This window comes from Streptomyces sp. NPDC026659, assembly GCF_040638245.1.
Lineage (GTDB): Bacteria > Actinomycetota > Actinomycetes > Streptomycetales > Streptomycetaceae > Streptomyces.
This window is the reverse complement of sequence record NZ_JBEZXY010000018.1, coordinates 17,354-38,255: the sequence shown is the minus strand read 5'-3', so window position 1 is coordinate 38,255 and position 20,902 is coordinate 17,354. Positions and strand designations below refer to the sequence as shown.

At 72.4% G+C, this 20,902-nt stretch carries 15 protein-coding genes; 3 read left to right on the top strand and 12 right to left on the bottom strand.

Annotation, left to right across the window (positions count from 1 at the left end):
- Nucleotides 1-499 precede the first annotated feature (499 nt).
- On the top strand, nt 500-1,279 hold the full coding sequence (gene lexA, locus AB0E91_RS30885) for a transcriptional repressor LexA (RefSeq protein WP_161183172.1): 780 nt from the start codon (nt 500-502) through the stop codon (nt 1,277-1,279).
- Nucleotides 1,280-1,419: 140 nt separating this feature from the next.
- Here lexA and AB0E91_RS30880 read toward each other — a convergent pair whose 3' ends face one another.
- The 4 genes from AB0E91_RS30880 to AB0E91_RS30865 form a co-directional block, all read right to left on the bottom strand.
- A complete protein-coding gene (locus AB0E91_RS30880) occupies nt 1,420-3,396 on the bottom strand; it encodes an ATP-dependent DNA helicase (protein ID WP_361788624.1) in 1,977 nt (658 codons plus the stop codon).
- A gap of 175 nt (nt 3,397-3,571) precedes the next feature.
- On the bottom strand, nt 3,572-4,153 hold the full coding sequence (locus AB0E91_RS30875) for a GNAT family N-acetyltransferase (RefSeq protein ID WP_361788636.1): 582 nt from the start codon (nt 4,151-4,153) through the stop codon (nt 3,572-3,574).
- 99 nt (nt 4,154-4,252) lie between these two features.
- Nucleotides 4,253-6,220: an IucA/IucC family protein gene (locus AB0E91_RS30870; RefSeq protein ID WP_361788622.1), complete on the bottom strand. Its 1,968-nt coding sequence runs from the start codon at nt 6,218-6,220 to the stop codon at nt 4,253-4,255.
- 380 nt (nt 6,221-6,600) lie between these two features.
- Nucleotides 6,601-8,046: a diaminobutyrate--2-oxoglutarate transaminase family protein gene (locus AB0E91_RS30865; RefSeq protein WP_361788620.1), complete on the bottom strand. Its 1,446-nt coding sequence runs from the start codon at nt 8,044-8,046 to the stop codon at nt 6,601-6,603.
- Between the two features lie 289 nt (nt 8,047-8,335).
- Here AB0E91_RS30865 and AB0E91_RS30860 point away from each other — a divergent pair, with 289 nt between their 5' ends.
- Nucleotides 8,336-9,541: a hypothetical protein gene (locus tag AB0E91_RS30860; protein ID WP_361788618.1), complete on the top strand. Its 1,206-nt coding sequence runs from the start codon at nt 8,336-8,338 to the stop codon at nt 9,539-9,541.
- Nucleotides 9,542-9,637: 96 nt separating this feature from the next.
- Here AB0E91_RS30860 and hflX read toward each other — a convergent pair whose 3' ends face one another.
- The 6 genes from hflX to miaA form a co-directional block, all read right to left on the bottom strand.
- Entirely contained in the window at nt 9,638-11,128 is a 1,491-nt protein-coding gene (hflX, locus tag AB0E91_RS30855) for a GTPase HflX (RefSeq protein ID WP_361788616.1), read from the bottom strand.
- A 186-nt stretch (nt 11,129-11,314) separates the two neighbouring features.
- Complete coding sequence (locus AB0E91_RS30850; protein ID WP_361788614.1) at nt 11,315-12,832, bottom strand: M1 family metallopeptidase; 1,518 nt, start codon at nt 12,830-12,832, stop codon at nt 11,315-11,317.
- Between the two features lie 222 nt (nt 12,833-13,054).
- On the bottom strand, nt 13,055-15,190 hold the full coding sequence (locus tag AB0E91_RS30845) for an HD domain-containing protein (RefSeq protein ID WP_361788612.1): 2,136 nt from the start codon (nt 15,188-15,190) through the stop codon (nt 13,055-13,057).
- A gap of 283 nt (nt 15,191-15,473) precedes the next feature.
- Entirely contained in the window at nt 15,474-16,361 is an 888-nt protein-coding gene (dapF, locus tag AB0E91_RS30840) for a diaminopimelate epimerase (protein WP_361788610.1), read from the bottom strand.
- Nucleotides 16,362-16,481: 120 nt separating this feature from the next.
- The gene (locus tag AB0E91_RS30835; protein WP_361788634.1) at nt 16,482-16,985 is read right to left on the bottom strand and encodes a hypothetical protein; all 504 of its coding nucleotides are present in this window, start codon (nt 16,983-16,985) and stop codon (nt 16,482-16,484) included.
- Nucleotides 16,986-17,093: 108 nt separating this feature from the next.
- A complete protein-coding gene (gene miaA, locus AB0E91_RS30830) occupies nt 17,094-18,032 on the bottom strand; it encodes a tRNA (adenosine(37)-N6)-dimethylallyltransferase MiaA (protein ID WP_361788608.1) in 939 nt (312 codons plus the stop codon).
- A gap of 174 nt (nt 18,033-18,206) precedes the next feature.
- Between miaA and AB0E91_RS30825 the strand changes: the two genes are divergently transcribed.
- Nucleotides 18,207-18,464: an antitoxin gene (locus AB0E91_RS30825; RefSeq protein ID WP_361788606.1), complete on the top strand. Its 258-nt coding sequence runs from the start codon at nt 18,207-18,209 to the stop codon at nt 18,462-18,464.
- 10 nt (nt 18,465-18,474) lie between these two features.
- Here the strand turns inward: AB0E91_RS30825 and AB0E91_RS30820 are convergent, their stop codons facing one another.
- Both AB0E91_RS30820 and miaB read right to left on the bottom strand, forming a co-directional pair.
- Nucleotides 18,475-19,185 carry a class III extradiol dioxygenase subunit B-like domain-containing protein gene (locus AB0E91_RS30820; RefSeq protein ID WP_361117381.1) on the bottom strand — a complete coding sequence of 237 codons (711 nt, stop codon included), beginning with the start codon at nt 19,183-19,185 and terminating at the stop codon, nt 18,475-18,477.
- Between the two features lie 141 nt (nt 19,186-19,326).
- Nucleotides 19,327-20,853 (bottom strand): tRNA (N6-isopentenyl adenosine(37)-C2)-methylthiotransferase MiaB, encoded by a 1,527-nt coding sequence (gene miaB / locus AB0E91_RS30815; RefSeq protein WP_361788604.1) that lies wholly within the window; start codon nt 20,851-20,853, stop codon nt 19,327-19,329.
- Nucleotides 20,854-20,902: the final 49 nt, after the last annotated feature.

Sequence of the window (20,902 nt, the reverse complement as noted above, 5' to 3'; positions counted from 1 at the left end):
GAACACAACTTGTGGGTATCTGTAGCCATCCAACCACTACATGTGGGGATCACCTCGAACACCGAGGCCGACACGCGTGTCGGCGCGCGAGAGCGGGTACGAGGTGGGCGCGGGGCGGGCGCGACGCCGTCCTGGACGGACACGCGGGGCTCCTCCGCGCCGCGGGGAGAGGCCCGGGGCTACGGTGAACACCGCCCGCGAGAGCGGTCCGCTCCAGTCCACAGGGGAGGCCCCGGGAAAGCCCTGCCGGGGGCCGGCAGCACCCGCAGGCCGCCGGAGGAGCCCCGGATGACACACTGGGCGGCGCGCGCGAGGCCGCCCGCCCGGTGGTGAAGAGTACAGCAATGGGCATTTTGCCCAACATGGATCGCGTGAGCCATACACCTGGACACTTGATCGCGTCAGGTGAATCACGCTTTTTCACTCGAACGTGTGTTTGGCGCAACCTTTCGAAAGCAACTACCGTTGTGCAGCAGGGAGACCATCGAGAGGGGCCGACGTGACCACCACCGCCGACAGTGCCACCATCACCGCCCAGGGCCGAGCCGACGGCCGGACCGAGCCCGCGCACACGATGAACGAAGCCACGAATCCCGAAGGGCACAAGCGCTCCCTGCCGGGCCGACCTCCAGGCATCCGCGCGGACAGCTCGGGTCTCACCGACCGGCAGCGCCGCGTGATCGAGGTCATCAGGGACTCGGTGCAGCGGCGGGGCTACCCGCCGTCCATGCGCGAGATCGGCCAGGCCGTCGGCCTCTCCAGCACCTCCTCCGTCGCGCACCAGCTGATGGCCCTGGAGCGCAAGGGCTTCCTGCGCCGCGACCCGCACCGCCCCCGCGCCTACGAAGTGCGTGGCTCCGACCAGACCGTGACCGTGCAGCCGACCGACACGGCGGGCAAGCCGGCCGCGTCGTACGTCCCGCTGGTCGGCCGCATCGCGGCGGGCGGCCCGATCCTCGCCGAGGAGTCGGTCGAGGACGTCTTCCCGCTGCCCCGGCAGCTGGTCGGTGACGGCGAGCTGTTCGTGCTCAAGGTCGTCGGCGACTCCATGATCGAGGCCGCGATCTGCGACGGCGACTGGGTCGCCGTGCGCCGCCAGCCCGTCGCGGAGAACGGCGACATCGTGGCGGCCATGCTCGACGGCGAGGCTACGGTCAAGCGCTTCAAGCGCGAGGACGGCCACGTCTGGCTCCTCCCGCACAACGCCGCCTACGAGCCGATCCCCGGCGACGATGCGACGATCCTGGGCAAGGTCGTCGCGGTGCTCCGCCGCGTGTGACAACCGCGGCGGACCGGGCCCCCGGCCCGTCCCCCTGAGCGGGCCCCGGAACCCCTGCGCCGGTTCCGGGGCTCCTGCCTTTCCCTCTTCCTTGCGCGAAGGTACGGCCGCTTCCTTGTGCGAAGGTACGGCCGCGGGGCCTACTTCCCCTCCGCCTGCTTCGCCATCGCGTCGATCGCCGCGAGCGACTTGCGCGCCTGGTTACGGTCCGTGGTGTACCAGAACTCGGGCAGCGAAGCCTTCAGATACTGGCCGTACCGGGCCGTGGCGAGGCGCTGGTCCAGTACCGCGACGACACCCTTGTCCCCAGTGGCCCGGACGAGACGACCCGCGCCCTGCGCCATGAGCAGCGCGGCGTGCGTGGCGGCGACCGCCATGAAGCCGTTGCCGCCCGCGTCTTCCACCGCCTTCTGCCGGGCACTCATCAGCGGGTCGTCGGGACGCGGGAACGGGATCTTGTCCATGACGACCAGCTGGCAGCTGGGCCCGGGCACGTCGACGCCCTGCCACAGCGACAGCGTGCCGAAGAGACAGGTCTTGGGATCGGCCGCGAAGTTCTTGATCAGCTCACCGAGGGTCTCCTCGCCCTGGAGCAGGATCGGGAACTCGGGAATGCGCGCCCGCAGCTCCTCGGCGGCGAGCTGGGCGGCCCGCATCGAGGAGAAGAGTCCGAGCGTGCGGCCGCCCGCGGCCTGGATCAGCTCGGTCAGCTCGTCCAGCATGTCGGCGCGGTCGCCGTCCCGCGCGGGGCGGGCGAGATGCTTGGCGACATAGAGGATGCCCTGCTTGGGGTAGTCGAACGGCGAGCCGACGTCGAGGCCCTTCCACTGCGGCAGGTCGTCGCCCTCCTGCCCCTCGGGGGCGAGCCCCAGGGAGGCCCCGACGCCGTTGAAGTCGCCGCCGAGCTTGAGGGTCGCCGAGGCGAGGACGACGCTGCGGTCCGCGAAGAGCTTCTCCCGGAGCAGGCCGGAGACCGACATGGGGGCGACGCGCAGGGACGCGCCGAAACGGTCGTGGCGCTCGTACCAGACGACGTCCCACTCCGAGCCGTTCAGTACCCGCTCGGCAACGCCGTGCACCGTCTCCACCGAGGCCATGGCCTGCTTGCGCACCGCGTCCTCGTCCTGGACCGACTTGTCGCGGGTCGAGCCGAGCGCGGTGATGACCGTGCGGGCGGCATCGCGCAGTGCGGCCAGGGCGTAGCCGAGGTCTTCCGGGATCTCCTCCAGGCGGCCGGGCAGGGCCAGCTCCATCAGCCGCTCGAAGCCCTCGGCCGCGGTCTGGAGCTGGTCGGCGGCCTTCTCGTTGACGAGCTTCGCGGCCCGGCGGACGGCACGGTTGACCTGGCCGGGGGTGAGCTCGCCGGTGGCGGCGCCGGTGACGCGGGAGACGAGTTCGTGCGCCTCGTCCACGATCAGCACCTCGTGCTGGGGCAGCACGGGGGCGCCCTCGATGGCATCGATCGCGAGGAGGGCGTGGTTGGTCACGACGACGTCGGCCAGCTTGGCGCGCTCGCGGGCCATCTCGGCGAAGCACTCGGCACCGTAGGCACACTTGGTCGCGCCCAGGCACTCGCGCGAGGACACGGACACCTGCGCCCAGGCGCGGTCGGAGACGCCGGGGGTGAGGTCGTCGCGGTCGCCGTTCTCCGTCTCGTCCGACCAGTCGCGCAGGCGGATCAGGTCCTGGCCGAGCTTGCTGGTGGGGGCCGCCGCCTCGAACTGGTCGAAAAGGCCGTCCTCCTCGTCCTGCGGCATTCCCTCGTGCAGACGGTGCAGGCAGAGGTAGTTCGACCGGCCCTTGAGCATGGCGAACTCCGGGCGGCGCCGCAGCAGCGGGTGCAGGGCGTCCACCGTGCGTGGCAGGTCGCGCTCCACGAGCTGGCGCTGGAGGGCGAGCGTGGCCGTGGCGACGACGACACGCTCCCCGTGCGCGAGCGCGGGCACGAGATAGCCGAGCGACTTTCCGGTGCCGGTGCCGGCCTGGACCAGCAGATGGGATCCGTCGTCGATCGTTTCCGCGACCGCTTCGGCCATCGTGACCTGGCCGGGACGCTCCGTGCCGCCGACGGCGGCGACGGCGGCGTGGAGGAGTTCGGGGAGTGAGGGCTTCGTCATAGCCCGACCACCCTACGGCCCCCGACTGACAATCGGGCGGCCGAACAGGGGACGGGAGCGGGGGGTGCGATCACTGCGATTTTCCCGGTCGGAAATTTCTCGGATTCTTTTTCGAAAAGGTGGAACCTGCGGGGATCTCAGAACGTACAACATGTGACGGGCCAGCCACCCTCCGTCATGAAAGCCGGGGGTGAGGCCGGTCACGGATCATGAGGGCGGCCCGCTTGCCGGGCAGGTCGACCTCGTCGGCGCGCCGGAATCCGGCGCTCAGGAAGGCAGCCACGGAGGGGGTGTTGCGCATGTCCGGTTCCGCGACGACGCGGGTGCAGAAAAGGCGGCGGTCCAGGATCAGGTCGGCGACGGCCGCGAGCAGGATCGAGCCCAGCCCTCGTCCTCGGTGGGAGGCGTCGCCGATCAGCAGGTGGATACCCGTGTCGTGAGGGCGGGCCGGGTAGTGCCGGGCCAGAGGGTCCAGGTCGGCCCGGTAGATCTCCCAGTAGCCGACGGGTGTGCCGTTCAGGACGCCCAGACACGGCGCGCTGCGTCCGTCGCCGTCGAGCTGTGCCCGCAGGTGGCTCTCGGTCGTGCTCAGGGGTCCCGCCAGTTCCCAGAAGGCGGCCACCGCCGGGTCGTTCATCCAGCGGTGGACGAGTGCGAGGTCCCGGTCCAGGCGCACCGGTGCCAACTCGAACCGGCCCACCGCAGTCATGGTCGCGCCCCAGGTGGCCGGTGCGTCGAGCAGGTCGTCGGCCGCCAGGAGCGGACCCGGTCTGCGCGTGCCGACGAACTCGCTTGTGAAGGACACCGGTTGCTCCGCTCAAGAAGGAAGGCGACTCAGGAAATAAGGGGACGGGCCTCAGGAATGGAGGGGATTGGCGATGGTGACGTAGACGGACTGCGTGTCGACCGGGCCGACCAGTTCGTCCAGGCCGTGCAGCCGGGTCCGCAGATTGGCCTTGCAGCGCAGGACGGGTGAGTCGAGGAGGTGGCCGGGCAGGGAGCTGCGGAGCGCGGCGGGTCCCGAGGCGGCGGCGTCGAGGAAGCGGCGGAAGGCGGCGAGCAGGAGGCGCTCGTCGGCCAGGCGCTGCGAGCCGAACGCGCCGATCAGGCCGAGCACGTTGTTGATGGCGAGGTAGTAGGCGAAGCGTTCGTCGGTGACCTCGTCGGAGACGAAGGTGTCGCTCCGCTCACCGATCCCCGGTAGCCGGGCGTCGAGTTCGGCCCGGCGGGACTCACGGAAGTAGTAGCCCTGGTTGTCGCGGTAGCGGCCCCCGGCGGGCCAGCCGTCCCGGTCGAGCAGCAACAGGGTGTTCTGCTGGTGGGCCTCCAGGGCGATCCCGACCTCGCTGTCGAGCCACAGCACAGGACGGACGACCTGTTCGAGATAGCGCAGGAACCACTCCGCGGAGACGGCTCCCACCGGGCGGCCGGTGCGACCGGCGAGACGCGCGACGATCCGGGCCAGCCGGGAGCGCAGCAGCCAGGGGTCCTGGGCCGGTGCGGCATCGGTGCCCGGTGCGGCAAGCGGGCGCGGCGAGACCAGTCCGGCGACGCAGCCCACGTCGTCGGCCGGGAGGAACGGGTTGTGGCGGATCATCACGTCCAGCCCGGGCAACGGCTGCCCGTCCGGGCCGTCCACGGCGAGCCAGGCCGGGTCGCGGACGATGTCGAAGGAGGGGTGCGCGGCGCGCCACTGCTCGGACAGTCCGGTGCGCAGCAGGCGGTGCACCTCGACGCCCCGGTGGAGTTCCTTGCGCAGGTTCTCGCGGCGGGAGTTGGTGATGCGCAGACCGAGCGAGAGCTTGAGCATCGCGGGGGCGCCGGAGCGGTAGACGGTGCGTACGGAGGAGGTGGGGTGCCAGTCGGGGCCCAGGGGGCCGAGTTCGCAGAGCAGGCCGGCGTCGAGGAGTGCGGCGACGGCGGGGCGGTGCCGTAGTTCGCGGGCCTGCCAGGGGTGCAGGGGAAGGGCGGCGTAGTCCTCGGGAAGGGACAGGTCGATTCCGGCGAGGCGCCGGGTGAGTTCGGTGGCGGTGACGGTGCGGCCGCGCTCGGTCCAGGCCGAGTCGGCGGCGAGAAGGGAGGGTGTCACGGCCATCCAGTGCAGCGGGAAGGAGCCGTGCGTCTCGGGTGCGTAGCGGCGGGCCTCGGATTCGGTCAACCCCTCGCGGCTCTTCGGGGCCGGGTGCAGGGGGTGGCCGAGGAGCAGGGCCTGTTCGGCGCCGAGGAAGAGGTCCGGTCCGTCGGCGGGGTGCGCGCGGCGTTCGTTCAGGAAGGCGGCGGTGTTGCGCAGTGAGTCGGCGACCCGGGCGACGAGGTCGGCGCCGTCACCGGTGGACTGCGCGGAGCCGAAGTCGGTGGACTGCTCGGAGCCGGAGTCGGCACTGCCGTGACCCGCTGTCTCCCGGGAGAGCAGGGCGGCGAGGGTCACGGCGTCGACGGGGGGCGCCTGGTCGGGGGCGCCGTCCAGGCGGGGCGGTCCGAAACGGTGCCATCCGGCCGGGGACCAGTGGCGGACGGGCACGGTCAGGGCGGTGCCGCTGGCGGGCAGCGGGACGTGGAGCGCGCCGTCGTCCGGAGCGGCGACGTCGGTCTCGCGGGCCCAGCAGCGCAGCAGGTTGTCCACGGCTGCCACCTGTGCGGCGGTGAGCGGGTCCGGGTGCTCCAGCGGGTCGGCGCCGGACTCCCCCGGAGGTACCGGGTCGGGGGCGCGCCGCTTCTGCTGCGGGACGGCCTCGGCGAGCGGCGCGGGCGCGGGCGGCGCGCCGGGTTCGAGCGGCTCGTCGGGGGTTTCGGAACGGCCGTCGGGTGCGGGTGTGGCGGTCAAGACGGCTCCTCGGGGCTGTGCGGGTGGTTCGGGGTGATGCGGGATGACTGCTGGTCGGGAGGGCATGGATGAGGGAGTTGTGGCGCGGGGTTCGGGGCGCCGGGGTGTGGGCGCCCGTCCGTCGTGCGATCGGGTCGGTACGACGGTGGTGGTTTCCGGGTCGGCGGGGACGGCCGGTTCACCCCGCTTCGGTGGGCGGAGCGGTTCGGCCAGGTCGGCGGCCGGGTGGTCCCGGGTACCTGCGGCCGGGGGTGGTGTGCGGGCCGCCGGGGCTGGTCGCTGCTTGCGAATCGCTGCGGCCGGCCGTGGTGTTCGGGCCGCTGCGGTCGGTCGGCGCGTTCGGGTGGTGGCGCTCGGCCGAGGGGTTCGGGCCGTTGCCGCTAGCCGGTGCGTTCGGCCGGGATCGCGGGCCGTCGGAGTGGGTTGACCCGGTCCGTGTGGTGGCGGGCCACGGCTGTCACCGCGTCGGTGAGGCGGTCCAGGACCGCCGCCGCCTGTTCGTCGGTGATGGTCAGGGGCGGCAGGAGGCGGACGACGGCGTTGTGGCGTCCGCCGAGTTCCACGATCAGGCCGCGGTCGAGACACTCCCGCTGGACGGCGAGGGCGAGTTCGGGGGCGGCCGGGCACGGGGTCGCGGCGGCGCGAGGTCCGCAGGAGTCGGTGCCGGGGGCGGCGCTCGGGCCCTCCGGGTTCACCAGTTCGACCCCGATCATCAGCCCGCGTCCTCGCACGTCTCCGACGCAGGGGAACCGGCTCTTCAGTTCGCGGAGTTGGGCCAGCATCCGGGCGCCGAGGGCGGCGGCGCGGTCGGCGAGGCCGTTCTCGCGGACGTGGGCCAGGGTCGCGGTGCCCGCGGCCATGGCGAGCTGGTTGCCCCGGAAGGTGCCCGCGTGGGCGCCGGGCCGCCAGACGTCGAGGTCCTCGCGGTAGACGACCACGGCCAGCGGAAGGCTGCCGCCGATGGCCTTGGACAGAACCATCACGTCGGGGGTGATGCCGCTGTGGTCGACGGCCCAGAAGGCACCGGTCCGGCCGACACCGGTCTGGACCTCGTCGGCGATGAGCGGGACGGACCGTTCCGCGGTGATCCGGCGCATCCGGCGCATCCAGTCGTCCGGGGCCGGGAGGACCCCGCCCTCGCCCTGGACGGGTTCGAGGATCATTCCGGCGGGCAGGGGCACGCCCGACTTGGGATCGTCGAGGAGGGACTCGGTCCAGCGGGCGGAGAGTTCGGCGCCGTGCGCGCCGCCGACACCGAAGGGGCAGCGGTAGTCCTGCGGATAGGGGAGGCGGGCGACCCGTACGTCGTCGGCGCCGCCGGAGACGGCGAGGGCGCCCGCGGTCATGCCGTGGTAGGCGCCGGTGAAGGTGAGGACGCCGGTGCGTCCGGTGGCGGCCCGCACCAGCTTGAGCGCGGCCTCGACCGCGTCGGTGCCGGCGGGCCCGCAGAACTGGACGCGCGCGCGGTCGGCCAGTCCGGGCGGCAGGGTGTGGAACAGCTCGGTGATGAACCGGTCCTTGACCGGGGTCGCCAGGTCGAGGACGGAGAGCGGGGCGCCGGAGTCGAGGACCTTGCGGATGGCCTCCAGCACGACCGGGTGGTTGTGGCCGAGGGCGAGGGCTCCGGCGCCGGAGAGGCAGTCCAGGTAGCGGCGGCCGTCGGCGCCCTCGATGGTGAGGCCGCGCGCCCGCACCGGCACGATGGGCAGCGCGCGGGCATAGGTGCGGGCCGCGGACTCGCGCGCCGACTGGCGCCCGAGAATCCCCTCGTGCACGGCCGGGGCTTCCCCGTACGCGCCTTCAGCCTCCGACTCGGTCACGGCCACGGCTCGCTGTCCTCCCCGCTGTCCACAGGCGAGTTGATGGTCGGGGACCGGGCAGCGGCCACGGGCCCCCAACCGCTACCAACCGCCCACCGGCCCGCGGGTTACGGGTTGCCTCAAGATCCTTGCCGTGACGTAACCGTTGCGGTTCCGTCGGAAGTCCCCCACGGCGACCGCATAGTGTGTGTTCCCGTTCCCAGACGGCCACGTCTTCGGCACGAACTCGCCCCGAGTCGACCGCCGATGACGGGTCGAAGCACCATATTCCTTCACAGCAGGGGGAGTCACGACCATGCGATCCATACGTCCGTCGTCCATCGTTCGACGGGGAGGGGGCGGCACCCGCAGAACGCTGGCGGCTGTCGCGCTGGTCTCCGCGCTCGCGCTGACGGCGACCGCCTGCGGGGGCGACGACAACGCGAGCGGTTCACCGACAGCGGCGGGCGTGGGCGACGGCAAGGTCAGGGTTCCGGACGACCTCAGCAACAAGCTGAGGGAGCACGGGATCGACATGGACAAGTGGAAGAACGGCGCCTGGAAGAACTGGGACCGGGACGACTGGCTGCGCGAGGCCAACGACTTCATCAACCCGATCATCAAGGGTCTGTGGGACCCGGACCGGATGCGCGACGCCGACGACCCGGCCAAGAGCGTCGGTGACGGCGACCTCTCCGGCGACGAGGGCGTGACGGACCCGACGCCGCAGCCGGTGGAGGCGCAGGCGGTCAAGGCGCCGTACCACACCAACGCGGCCACCTCCGGCAAGGTGTTCTTCGACGCCCCCAAGGGCACGATGGTCTGCTCGGCGACGGTCGTGCAGGACCCGGCGCACCCCGGCAAGTCCAACCTCATCTGGACGGCCGGTCACTGTGTGCACGCGGGCAAGGAGGGCGGCTGGTACCGCAACATCGCCTTCGTGCCGTCGTACAACAACCAGAGCCTCTCGCCCGCCGGGATGAAGACCGCCTCGCGCGCGGAGGTCGCGCCGTACGGGGTGTGGTGGGCCGACTCGGCGAAGACCTCGCAGCAGTGGATCGACGGCGGCGGCGAGACCGGCGGCAACGGTGCCTCGTACGACTTCGCGGTGATCCATGTGACGCCGGAGCAGGGCGGCGGCGGCAAGTCGCTGGAGGAGACGGTCGGCGGTGCGCTGCCGGTGGACTTCGACGCCCCGGCGGCGACGGACGTGCAGAGCCTGACGGCGAGCGGTTATCCGGCGGCGGCGCCGTTCAACGGGCAGCGGCTGTACCAGTGCACCGACAAGCCGGGCCGACTGTCGATCGCCGCGGCGGACCCGACGATGTACCGCATCGGCTGCACCATGACGGGCGGTTCCTCCGGCGGCGGCTGGGTGGAGGCGGGCAGCGGCGGCGAGCCGACGCTGGTCTCCAACACCTCGATCGGCCCGGCCTCCTCGGGCTGGCTGGCCGGTCCCCGGCTGGGTGAGGTGGCCAAGGGTGTGTACGACTCGGTGAGCAAGCAGTTCGCCGGGAACTGAGTCCCCCGGACACGACGAGGCCCCGCCGGCCCTTCCGTGAGGAGAGGGTCGGCGGGGCCTCGTCGTGTGAGCGTCGGGCTGCGCCGCGCGGAGGTGTCAGGCCGTGGCCGCGGGCGTGTAGGGCGCCAGTTCGGCGGCCAGTTCCGCGTGCACCCGGGCCTTGAGCAGGGTGCCCTCCGCGGTGTGCTCCTCGGAGATCACCTCGCCCTCGGTGTGGGCGCGGGCGACGAGCTTGCCCTGCGTGTACGGGACGACCGCCTCGACCTCGACCGAGGGGCGGGGCAGCTTGTCGTCGATCAGCGTGAGCAGTTCCTCGATGCCCTGGCCGGTGCGTGCCGAGATGGCGATGGACTGCTTCTCGACGCGCAGCAGCCGCTGGAGGACCAGCGGGTCGGCCGCGTCCGCCTTGTTGATCACGACGATCTCGGGCACGCTGGTGGCGCCGACGTCCCGGATCACCTCGCGCACGGCGGCCAGCTGCTCCTCCGGGGCGGGGTGCGAGCCGTCCACCACGTGCAGGATCAGGTCGGAGTCGCCGACCTCCTCCATGGTGGAGCGGAACGCCTCGACCAGGTGGTGCGGCAGGTGCCGGACGAAGCCCACGGTGTCGGCCAGCGTGTACAGCCGGCCGCTCGGGGTCTCGGCGCGGCGGACGGTCGGGTCCAGGGTCGCGAACAGCGCGTTCTCGACCAGGACACCGGCGCCCGTGAGGCGGTTGAGCAGGGAGGACTTGCCCGCGTTGGTGTAGCCCGCGATGGCGACGGAGGGCACCTTGTTGCGCCGGCGCTCCTGCCGCTTGACGTCGCGGCCGGTCTTCATCTCCGCGATCTCCCGGCGCATCTTCGCCATCTTCTCGCGGATGCGGCGCCGGTCCGTCTCGATCTTGGTCTCACCGGGACCACGCGTGGCGAGGCCGCCGCGACCGCCACCCATCTGCCGGGACAGCGACTGACCCCAGCCGCGCAGCCTCGGCAGCATGTACTGCATCTGCGCGAGCGCGACCTGTGCCTTGCCCTCACGGGACTTGGCGTGCTGGGCGAAGATGTCGAGGATCAGGGCCGTACGGTCGATGACCTTGACCTTGACGACGTCCTCCAGCTGGATCAGCTGGCCGGGGCTCAGCTCACCGTCGCAGATCACGGTGTCGGCGCCGGTCTCGAGCACGAGGTCGCGCAGTTCGAGCGCCTTGCCGGAGCCGATGTAGGTGGCCGCGTCGGGCTTGTCACGGCGCTGGATCACGCCGTCGAGCACCAGGGCGCCCGCCGTCTCCGCGAGGGCGGCCAGCTCCGCGAGGGAGTTGTCCGCGTCCGCCGCGGTGCCGGTGGTCCACACGCCGACGAGCACGACCCGCTCCAGACGGAGCTGCCGGTACTCGACCTCGGTGACGTCCTCCAGCTCGGTGGACAGTCCGACGACCCTGCGCAGGGCCGCACGCTCGGAGCGTTCGAGCTGGTCGCCGTCCCGCTCACCGTCGATGTCGTGACTCCAGGCGACGTCCTCTTCCATCAGGGCATCGGCCCGAAGCCCTTCGGGGTAGGCGTGCGCGCGCCGCTGGGAGTCCTGGGAAGGGGAAGAAGAGGAGGTCATTGGGTCCTTACGTCGATGGGATGCGGTCCGGGCCGCGAAGGCGGCCGGACATGAGGGACAACGTTCTGGTACCCCGGGAGATTCCCCGGGTACCGTGCCGCGCCGCTCGAAGATGGTCGCACGGCACGACACGTCCCGTCACCGCGTTATCGCGGGGGCGGATGCGGGTCGGAGCGGGGCCTGGGCTCAGGCGCCGCCCTTGGGACCTCCGGCCCTCTTGGCCGGGGCCGGGGCGGCCGGTTTCCAGTCGGGATGGCCGGGCATGGGCGGGGTCTTCGCGCCGTAGAGCCAGTCGTGGAAGAAGCCGGTCAGGTCGCGGCCGCCGATCGCGGAGGCGAGCCGGACGAAGTCGGCGGTGCCGACGCTGGAGTCCCGGTTCTGCTGGACCCAGACCTTCTCCAGGCGCTCGAAGGCGGGGCGGCCGATCTCCTGGCGCAGGGCGTAGAGGATGAGCGCGGCGCCGTCGTAGATGTTGGGGCGGAAGATGCCGATCTTCTGGCCGGGGGCGGGCGGCTTGGGGCGGCCGGGCGGGCCGCCCGCCTCGCGCCAGCGGTCGGAGGCGCCGTAGGCGGCCTTCATCCGGTCCGCCATGGGGCGGTCCGCCTTCTCATCGGCGTACAGCTCCTCGTACCAGGTGGCGTGCCCCTCGTTCAGCCACACGTCGGACCAGGTGCGGGGGCTCACGCTGTCGCCGAACCACTGGTGGGACAGCTCGTGCACCATGACCGACTCGATGTACCACTTCGGGTAGGCGGGCTCGGTGAAGATGCCCTTCTCGAAGAGCGAGAGGGTCTGGGTCTCCAGCTCGAACCCGGTGCTGGCCTGCGCCATGAGCACGCCGTAGGTCTCGAAGGGGTACGTGCCGACCTTGCCCTCCAGCCAGGCGATCTGGCCGGGCGTCTTGGCGAGCCAGGGTTCGAGGGCCTTACGGTCGGCGGTGGGCACGACGTCGCGCACCGGCAGTCCGTGCGGGCCCTCGCGGTGGACGACCGTGGAGCGGCCGATGGACACCTGGGCGAGTTCGGTGGCCATGGGGTGTGCGGAGCGGTAGGCCCAGGTGGTGGTGCGGGCGCCCCGGGTGGTGCCGGTGGGCAGTCCGTTGGCGACGGCCGTGTAGCCGTTCGGGGCGGTGATCCGGAAGGTGAACATCGCTTTGTCGGACGGGTGGTCGTTGCACGGGAAGACCAGGTGCGCGGCGTCGGCCTGGTTGGCCATGGCGAGGCCGTCCGTGGTGCGGACCCAGCCGCCCTCCTGGTCCTTCGCGGCGACGGGGTCGCTGGTGTGCCGCACGGTGATCCGGGTCCAGCTGCCGAGCGGCAGCGGGCGGTCCGGGGTCACGACCAGGTCCTCACCCGCGCCGGTGAACCGGGCCGGGCGCCCGTCGACCTCGACGGACTCGACCGTGCCGTGGGCGAAGTCGAGGTTGAGGCGGTCGAGCGTGGCGGTCGTCCGGGCCCGGATGGTGGTGACGGCGCTCAGCGGCTTGTCGTTGCTGCCGGAGTAGGTGAAGGCGAGGTCGTACGACGCCACGTCGTAGCCGGGGTTGCCCAGGGTCGGGTAGAGCCGGTCGCCGATGCCCAGGGGCTCGGCGGGGGCTCCGGCGGCGACCAGGCAGACCGCGACGGCGGAGGCGAGCAGACCCGCCTTGCGACGGCGTACGCGACGGAGGCCGGGGATCGGACGCGGGGGGAGGTTGAACGGCATGCCCCACCGCTACCAGCGCGCCGCCGCACCACGGCGACGGCGCGCGCCCGGCCCACCCGATCGGGTTGCGCCTGCGGCCCACGATCAGAGCGTGGGCGCCTCCGCCATCCTCCATGGACAGAGCCCGCGGCCTCCCGCTCCACGGACAGCGCCTGCGGCCTCACGCTCCACGGACAGCGCCTGCGGCTTCACGCTCCACGGACAGCACCCGCGGCCCCGTGCTCAGGACGCGGGCCCCTGCGCCCGGCTCACGTCGTACACCCCCGGCACGTCGCGCATCGCGCGCATCAGGGCCGGGAGGTGCGCGGCGTCGGGGAGTTGGAGGGTGTAGCTGTGGTGGACGCGCTGCTCGGTGGGCGGGGCCACGGTCGCGGAGATGATCTCGGCGCCCTCCAGGGCCATCACCTCGGTCAGGTCGGCCAGCAGATGCGGGCGGCCGAACGATTCAGCGACCAGGGTGACCCGGCATCCGGCGCTGTCCCCCCAGCGCACGCCGACCTCGGTGCGCCCCCGCTCCCGCATGCGCTCGGCCACCGCGCACTCGGCCCGGTGCACGGTCACCACTCCCCCGCGCACGGCGAAGCCGTTGATGTCGTCGGGCGGCACGGGCGTACAGCACCCGGCGAGTCGCACGGCGGCCCCGGGCATGTCCACGATCACGTCGGCGCCCGCGAAGGGCTCAGCGGGAGCACCGGCGGCGGGGCGGGCCGGACCGGCGCCGTCGGCGGGGGCCTCCGCTTCGGCGGGCTGGTCGTCGGCGGCGGGATGGGCCGCGAGCCACCGCTGGATGGCGATGCGCGCGGCCGGGGTGTGGGCGTGCTCCAGCCATTCGCGGGACGGCTCGGAGGCGGGGTCCTGGCCCATGAGGAGCTGCACGGTGTCGCCGTCGTGCAGGACAGTGCTGAGCCGGGCGAGTCGGCCGTTGACGCGGGCGCCGATGCAGGCGTGGGCGTCGTCGCCGTACTGCGCGTAGGCGGCGTCGACGCAGGTGGCGCCCTCGGGCAGGCCCAGGGTGCCGCCGTCGGGGCGGACGACGGTGATCTCCCGGTCCTGGGCGAGGTCCTCGCGCAGGGTGGACCAGAAGGTGTCGGGGTCGGGCGCGGCGCGCTGCCAGTCGAGGAGGCGGGAGAGCCAGCCGGGACGGGTGGGGTCGACGCGCTCGCCGTCGGCCGCTGCGGACTGTTCCTCGGGCGCCGTGTAGGGATTGCCGAGCGCGATCACGCCCGCCTCGGCCGCGCGGTGCATCTGGTGGGTGCGGATGAGGACTTCGGCGATCTGGCCGTCGGCGCGGGCAACGGCGGTGTGCAGCGACTGGTACAGGTTGAACTTGGGTACGGCGATGAAGTCCTTGAACTCCGAGACGACCGGCGTCATGCAGGTGTGCAGCTCTCCGAGGACGCCGTAGCAGTCGGCGTCCTCGTTCACGAGGACGAGCAGCCGCCCGAAGTCGGTGCCGCGCAGTTCGCCGCGTTTGCGGCTGACGCGGTGGAGGGAGACGAAGTGCCGGGGACGGATGAGGACTTCGGCGGGGATGTCGGCCTCGCGCAGCACCGCGCGCACCTCTTCGGCGACCTCTTCCAGCGGGTCGTCGGCCCGGGACGCGTTCTCCGCGATGAGTTCTCTGACGGCCCGGTACTCCTCGGGGTGGAGGATGGCGAAGACCAGGTCCTCCAGCTCGGTCTTGAGGGCCTGCACACCGAGACGTTCGGCGAGCGGGATGAGGACGTCACGGGTGACCTTGGCGATGCGCGCCTGTTTCTCGGGGCGCATCACGCCGAGGGTGCGCATGTTGTGCAGGCGGTCGGCGAGTTTGATCGACATCACGCGCACGTCGTTGCCGGTGGCGACGAGCATCTTGCGGAAGGTCTCGGGTTCGGCGGCGGCTCCGTAGTCGACCTTCTCCAGCTTGGTGACGCCGTCGACCAGATAACGGACCTCCTCCCCGAACTGTTCCCGCACCTGGTCCAGCGTCACCTCGGTGTCCTCGACGGTGTCGTGGAGCAGGGAGGCGACCAATGTGGTCGTCTCGGCGCCGAGTTGGGCCAGGATCAGGGTGACGGCGAGGGGATGCGTGATGTACGGCTCGCCGCTCTTGCGCATCTGGCCGCGGTGCGAGGACTCCGCGAGCAGATAGGCGCGGCGCAGCGGACCGAGGTCGGCGTCGGGGTGGTGGGCGCGGTGGGCCTCGGCCACGTGCCCGATGGCGGCGGGGAGCCTGCCCCGGGTGGCGGGGCCCAGCAGCGCGGCCCGGCCGAGGCGGCGCAGGTCGATCCGGGGCCGGGACTTCCTGCGGGCCACGGTGGGCGCTGTGGGCGCTACCGGGCCGGCGGTCGCAGGGTTCGTGGCCTCCGCACTCATGGGTACCTCCGGCTCGTGGACCGGTGGACGGGGCTGCAGGGCGTACGCGGCTCAGGGGTGGCGACGTTCCCCCGTCCGTGCCGGTGCTTGATGCTACCGAGCCCGGCAGGCGCGATTGACCGCCTCCCGCCGAGCGTGAAACGGATCACCCAATCGAGCGACGAAAACGAGGTTTGAAGTTTGCGCCACCTGGCCTGAAGTCGTCCGCGGTTTCGAACCGGGCCGGGCGCGCGACCGTTCCCGCCCCGGCGTCCCACGTCGCCGGGGCTGTGTTCGGGCCTGCTCAGCCGAGCTGGTTCGCCAGCCATACGGCGTCGATCTCGCCCTCGGCGACGATCACGGCGGGGCCCGTCATCTCGATCTCGCCGTCGGGCCGTTCGGTGATGACCAGGCGGCCGCCGGGCACGTCGACGGTGTACGTGGCCGGGAGGCCGGTCACGGCCGGGTCGGCTCCGTCGCGGCGGGCGGTGGCCACGGCGACGGCACAGGCGCCGGTGCCGCAGGAGCGGGTCTCGCCGGAGCCGCGCTCGTGCACGCGCATCGCGACGTGCCGGGGGGCCCGGTCGGCCACGAACTCGACGTTGACGCCGTCGGGGTAGGCACCGGCGGGGCTCACGGGCGGCGCGCCGTACAGGTTGCCCGCGTGGTCCAGGTCGGCCACGAAGGCGACGGCGTGCGGGTTGCCCATGTTCACGTTCCGCGCGGGCCAGCTGCGCTCGCCGACGGTCACCGTGACCTCGCCCTCGGGGAGGCTCGCGCGGCCCATGCCGACGGTGATGTCGCCCTGGGTGCCGAGGGAGGCGGCCTTGTCGATGTGGACGCGCTTGACCCCGCCGCGCGTGGCGATCGCGAGGTCACCTTCGCCCACATGTCCGGCGTGCTGGAGGTAGCGCGCGAACACACGGACGCCGTTGCCGCACATCTCCGCGATCGAACCGTCGCTGTTGCGGTAGTCCATGAACCACTCGGCCTCGCCGGCCATGTCCTTGGCCTCGGGGTGGGCGGCGGACCGCACCACGTGCAGCACCCCGTCACCGCCGATGCCGGCGCGGCGGTCGCACAGGGCGGCGACGGCGGCCGGGGACAGGTCGAGGGCGTTCTCGGGGTCCGGAACGATCACGAAGTCGTTCTCGGTGCCGTGACCCTTGAGGAAGGCGATCCGCGTGCTCATGGATTCGATCGTACGGCGTCACGCGCGAGGCCGTTGTGCGGGCCGCCGCCCTGTGGACAACGCGCCACCGAGCCGCCGAACCCTGTGGACAGCGCGCCGCGCGCCCGCGGAAAGGCGCGCTCAGCGCAGCCGGGCCACCCGCCACACGGCGAGCACGGCGACGACGGCGACCACGAGCGCGTAGGCGAGCACGACCCGCCAGTCCGGGCGGCGGCCGGAGCCGCGCGCGGGCAGGCCGGGCCAGGTGTAGCCGACCCGGCGGGCGGCCATCATGCCCCAGCCGGCCGCGCAGGAGCAGATCAGCAGGCCCAGCATGGCGATCACCGCGCCGCTGTCGCCGAAGTCGAAGGCGAGCGGGAAGGCGAACATCAGGGAGCCGACCGCGGCCAGGCTCACGATGGGCGCGAGCTGCCAGATGCGCAGCCGCCGCTGCGGACGCAGCTCGACCTCGACCTCCGGACCGCTCTCGTACATCTCCTCGGGCGTGGGTCCGTCGGCGGTCACGCCGCCCGCCACGTCCTCGGGTCCGTCGTCGGTCAGACGGTCCTCGCCCCGGTCCGGCTCGTCACCGTCGGTGGTGACGTGCTCGGTGCCTGGTGCGGTGTCACGAGGGCCGGCCTCCATCGCCACGCGCCCTCCCAACTAGGACTTCCACTGGTCGATCGAAGCTCGATGATGGCACGGCGCCGAAGGCCGCGTTGACCGGCGGCGCATCCCGATGCCATGACGTGATCAGGCTGTAACCGGTCGTTCGACCAACGTGAGCGCCCGCTCAGGAAGTTCCCCCCGGTCCGCCGCCGCCCCGCTCAGCCACCGCACCCGGGGATCGCGGCGGAACCAGGTGTCCTGACGGCGTGCGAAGCGCTTGGTGGCGCGCACGGTCTCGGCGCGCGCCTCGTCCTCGGTGCACTCCCCGGCCAGCGCGGTCAGAAGTTGCTGGTAGCCGAGTGCGCGGGACGCCGTACGGCCCTCGCGCAGCCCCTGGGCCTCCAGGGCGCGCACCTCGTCCACGAGTCCGGCCTCCCACATGACGTCGACGCGGCGCGCGATGCGCTCGTCGAGTTCGGGGCGGGCGACGTCGACGCCAATCTGGACGGTGTCGTAGACCGAGTCGTGGCCGGGGAGGTTGGCGGTGAAGGGCTTGCCGGTGATCTCGATCACTTCGAGGGCGCGGACGATGCGGCGGCCGTTGCCGGGAAGGATGGCGCGGGCCGCATCGGGGTCGGCGACGGCGAGCCGCGCGTGCAGGGCGCCGGGGCCGCGCAGGGTCAGCTCCTCCTCCAGACGGGCCCTGACCTCGGGGTCGGTGCCGGGGAACTCCAGGTTGTCGATCGCGCCGCGCACATAGAGCCCGGAGCCACCGACCAGGATCGGCCAGCGGCCCTCGGCGAGCAGCGCGTCGATGCGGGCGCGGGCGAGTTTCTGGTACTCGGCGACGGAGGCGGCGACCGTCACGTCCCAGATATCCATGAGGTGGTGCGGTACGCCGCCGCGCTCCTCATGCGTCAGCTTGGCGGTGCCGATGTCCATGCCCCGGTAGAGCTGCATGGAGTCGGCGTTGATGACCTCGCCGCCCAGCCGCTGGGCCAGGAAGACGCCGAGATCGGACTTTCCGGCCGCGGTGGGTCCGACGACGGCGATGACACGGGGGGCGCGGGGTGCACTGCTCACCGCACCAGTTTCGCAAACCCCGGGGCCCGGTCTCCAACGAGTGACATTTCGAAGGCGGCCGGCAGGACACGGAACCGGAGCGGATGCGGGGTGTGACACGCGGTGCACGCGGGTAGACGTTCCCGCGCAAGCAGGGCGCATCACGCGCAATGGGGCGTTTCCGGAAGGTGGACCATGGGTCTGTTCGACAACGTGAAGGCCGGTCTCGACACGGCCAAGGAGAAGGCGGCGGACCTCGCCCGCGAGCACGGCGACAAGGTCCAGGACGGGATCGACAAGGCCGCCCACCTCGTCGACGAGCGGACCAGGGGCAAGTACAGCGACAAGATCCACACCGGTACGGACAAGGCCAAGGAGGCCGTGGAGCGGCTCGCCCACCAGGACGACCCGAAGCCCGGCGACGGGGGTGCCCAGACGCCGCCGAAGGCCTGATGCCCCGGTACTAGCTCCAGGAGGCGACCAGGTACCCGACGCCGTAGGGGGCGTCGTCGTACAGCAGGGTGCCGCCGAGGTCCGCGCCGTCGGCCGCTCCGGCGAGGACCTGCCAGGGGGCGCGGCCGGACGCCTTCAGCTCGCGGGCCAGCCCGGCGTCCAGTGCGGCGAGGGCCGCCGGGTCGGCCGTGGCGAGGGCGCGGGCGGCCTCCGCGTCGAAGGGGGCGGCGCGCTCGTCGAGATAGCCGGGTGCCTTGACGGTGCGGCAGGCGCTGCCGTCGCCCATCACCAGCAGGGCCGTCCGCCCGTCCTCGGCGCCGATCACACGGCCCAGCGCGGCACACCGCTCGGGCGTGAGCGTGTCCTGGACACCGACGCCCTCGACCGGGAACTCGGCCCAGCCGCAGCGCTCCAGCAGCCACGCGGCCACGGCCAGCGAGTACGGCAGTTCGGGGCCGTCGGCTCCGGCGTCCGTGGCCGGGCCGAGCCGTACGGCCAGGTCGACGCCGAAGCCCCGGAAGGAACCCGGCACCCCCTGCGCGTAGAGGCCGCCGCGCTCGTCGGGGCCGACGATCATCAGCCGGTCCGGGCGCGCGGCGGCGAGGACGCCCAGCGCGTCCGCGCAGGCGGCGCGCGCGGCGTCCAGTTCGGGCGCGGCACCCGAGGCGACCTCGGGGACGAGCAGGGGCGGGCAGGGGCAGACGGCGGCTGCGACAAGCATGATCGGCAGAGTAACCCCGGACGGCGGCGAATCCGTCCTGGCCGGGGGTGTGCCGGTGGCCCCGGTCCGGGGATGTCCTCCGGGCCGGGGCCACTTCGCGTCGGCAGGGGCACCTCGGGTGCCCGGGGTGTCGCGTCCGGGTCAGTCGCAGCCGCAGCCGCTCGTCGCGACCGGGAGCGGCTCGGGGACCCCGATCCTGGGCAGGCCGAGCATCACGCCGGGCTGCTCGACGACCTTGGCGGCGTTGCGCTTCTCCCAGGCGTCGCCCGCGCGGGTGCGGCGCACGGCGAGGACGGGGCCCTCGGCGAGCAGGTGGTGCGGGGCGGCGTAGGTGACCTCGACGGTGACCATGTCGCCGGGGCGGACCTCCTCGTCCGGCTTGGTGAAGTGGACCAGGCGGTTGTCGGCGGCCCGGCCGGACAGCCGGTGGGTGGCGCCGTCCTTGCGGCCCTCGCCCTCCGCGACCATGAGCTCCAGGGTGCGGCCGACCTGCTTCTTGTTCTCCTCCCAGGAGATCTCCTCCTGGAGGGCGACGAGGCGCTCGTAGCGCGCCTGCACGACCTCCTTGGGGATCTGGTTCTCCATGGTCGCGGCCGGGGTGCCGGGCCGCTTGGAGTACTGGAAGGTGAACGCCTGCGTGAAGCGGGCCTCGCGCACGACGTGCAGCGTCTCCTCGAAGTCCTCCTCGGTCTCGCCGGGGAAGCCCACGATGATGTCGGTGGTGATGGCGGCGTGCGGGATGGCCGCGCGGACCTTCTCGATGATCCCGAGGTAGCGCTCCTGGCGGTAGGAGCGGCGCATGGCCTTGAGCACCGTGTCCGAGCCGGACTGGAGCGGCATGTGCAGCTGCGGCATCACGTTCGGTGTCTCGGCCATGGCGGCGATCACGTCGTCGGTGAAGTCGCGGGGGTGCGGGGAGGTGAAGCGGACGCGCTCCAGGCCCTCGACGTTCCCGCAGGCGCGCAGGAGCTTGCTGAACGCCTCGCGGTCGCCGATGTCGGAGCCGTAGGCGTTGACGTTCTGGCCGAGGAGCGTGATCTCGGAGACGCCCTCGCCGACCAGCGCCTCGATCTCGGCGAGGATGTCGCCGGTCCTGCGGTCCTTCTCCTTGCCGCGCAGCGCGGGGACGATGCAGAAGGTGCAGGTGTTGTTGCAGCCGACGGAGATCGACACCCAGGCCGCGTACGCGCTCTCGCGCCGGGTGGGCAGCGTGGAGGGGAACGCCTCCAGCGACTCCGCGATCTCGACCTGCGCCTCCTCCTGGACGCGGGCGCGCTCAAGCAGCACGGGCAGCTTGCCGATGTTGTGCGTGCCGAAGACGACGTCGACCCACGGCGCCCGCTTCACGATGGTGTCGCGGTCCTTCTGCGCGAGGCAGCCGCCGACCGCGATCTGCATCCCGGGCCGCGACGCCTTCCTCGGCGCGAGCCGGCCGAGGTTGCCGTAGAGCCGGTTGTCGGCGTTCTCACGGACCGCGCAGGTGTTGAAGACGACCACGTCGGCATCGCCGTCCGCCCCCTCGGGCGCGCGCACGTACCCGGCGTCCTCGAGCAGGCCGGACAGCCGCTCGGAGTCGTGGACGTTCATCTGGCACCCGTAGGTGCGGATTTCATACGTCTTCGATGATTGAACGTCCACCACGGGGCTCCGGTCGCTGCTGCTGGTCATGCATCAAGGGTAGGCGCTCCCCGGGGGCCGCCATCGCAGTATCGGCGCG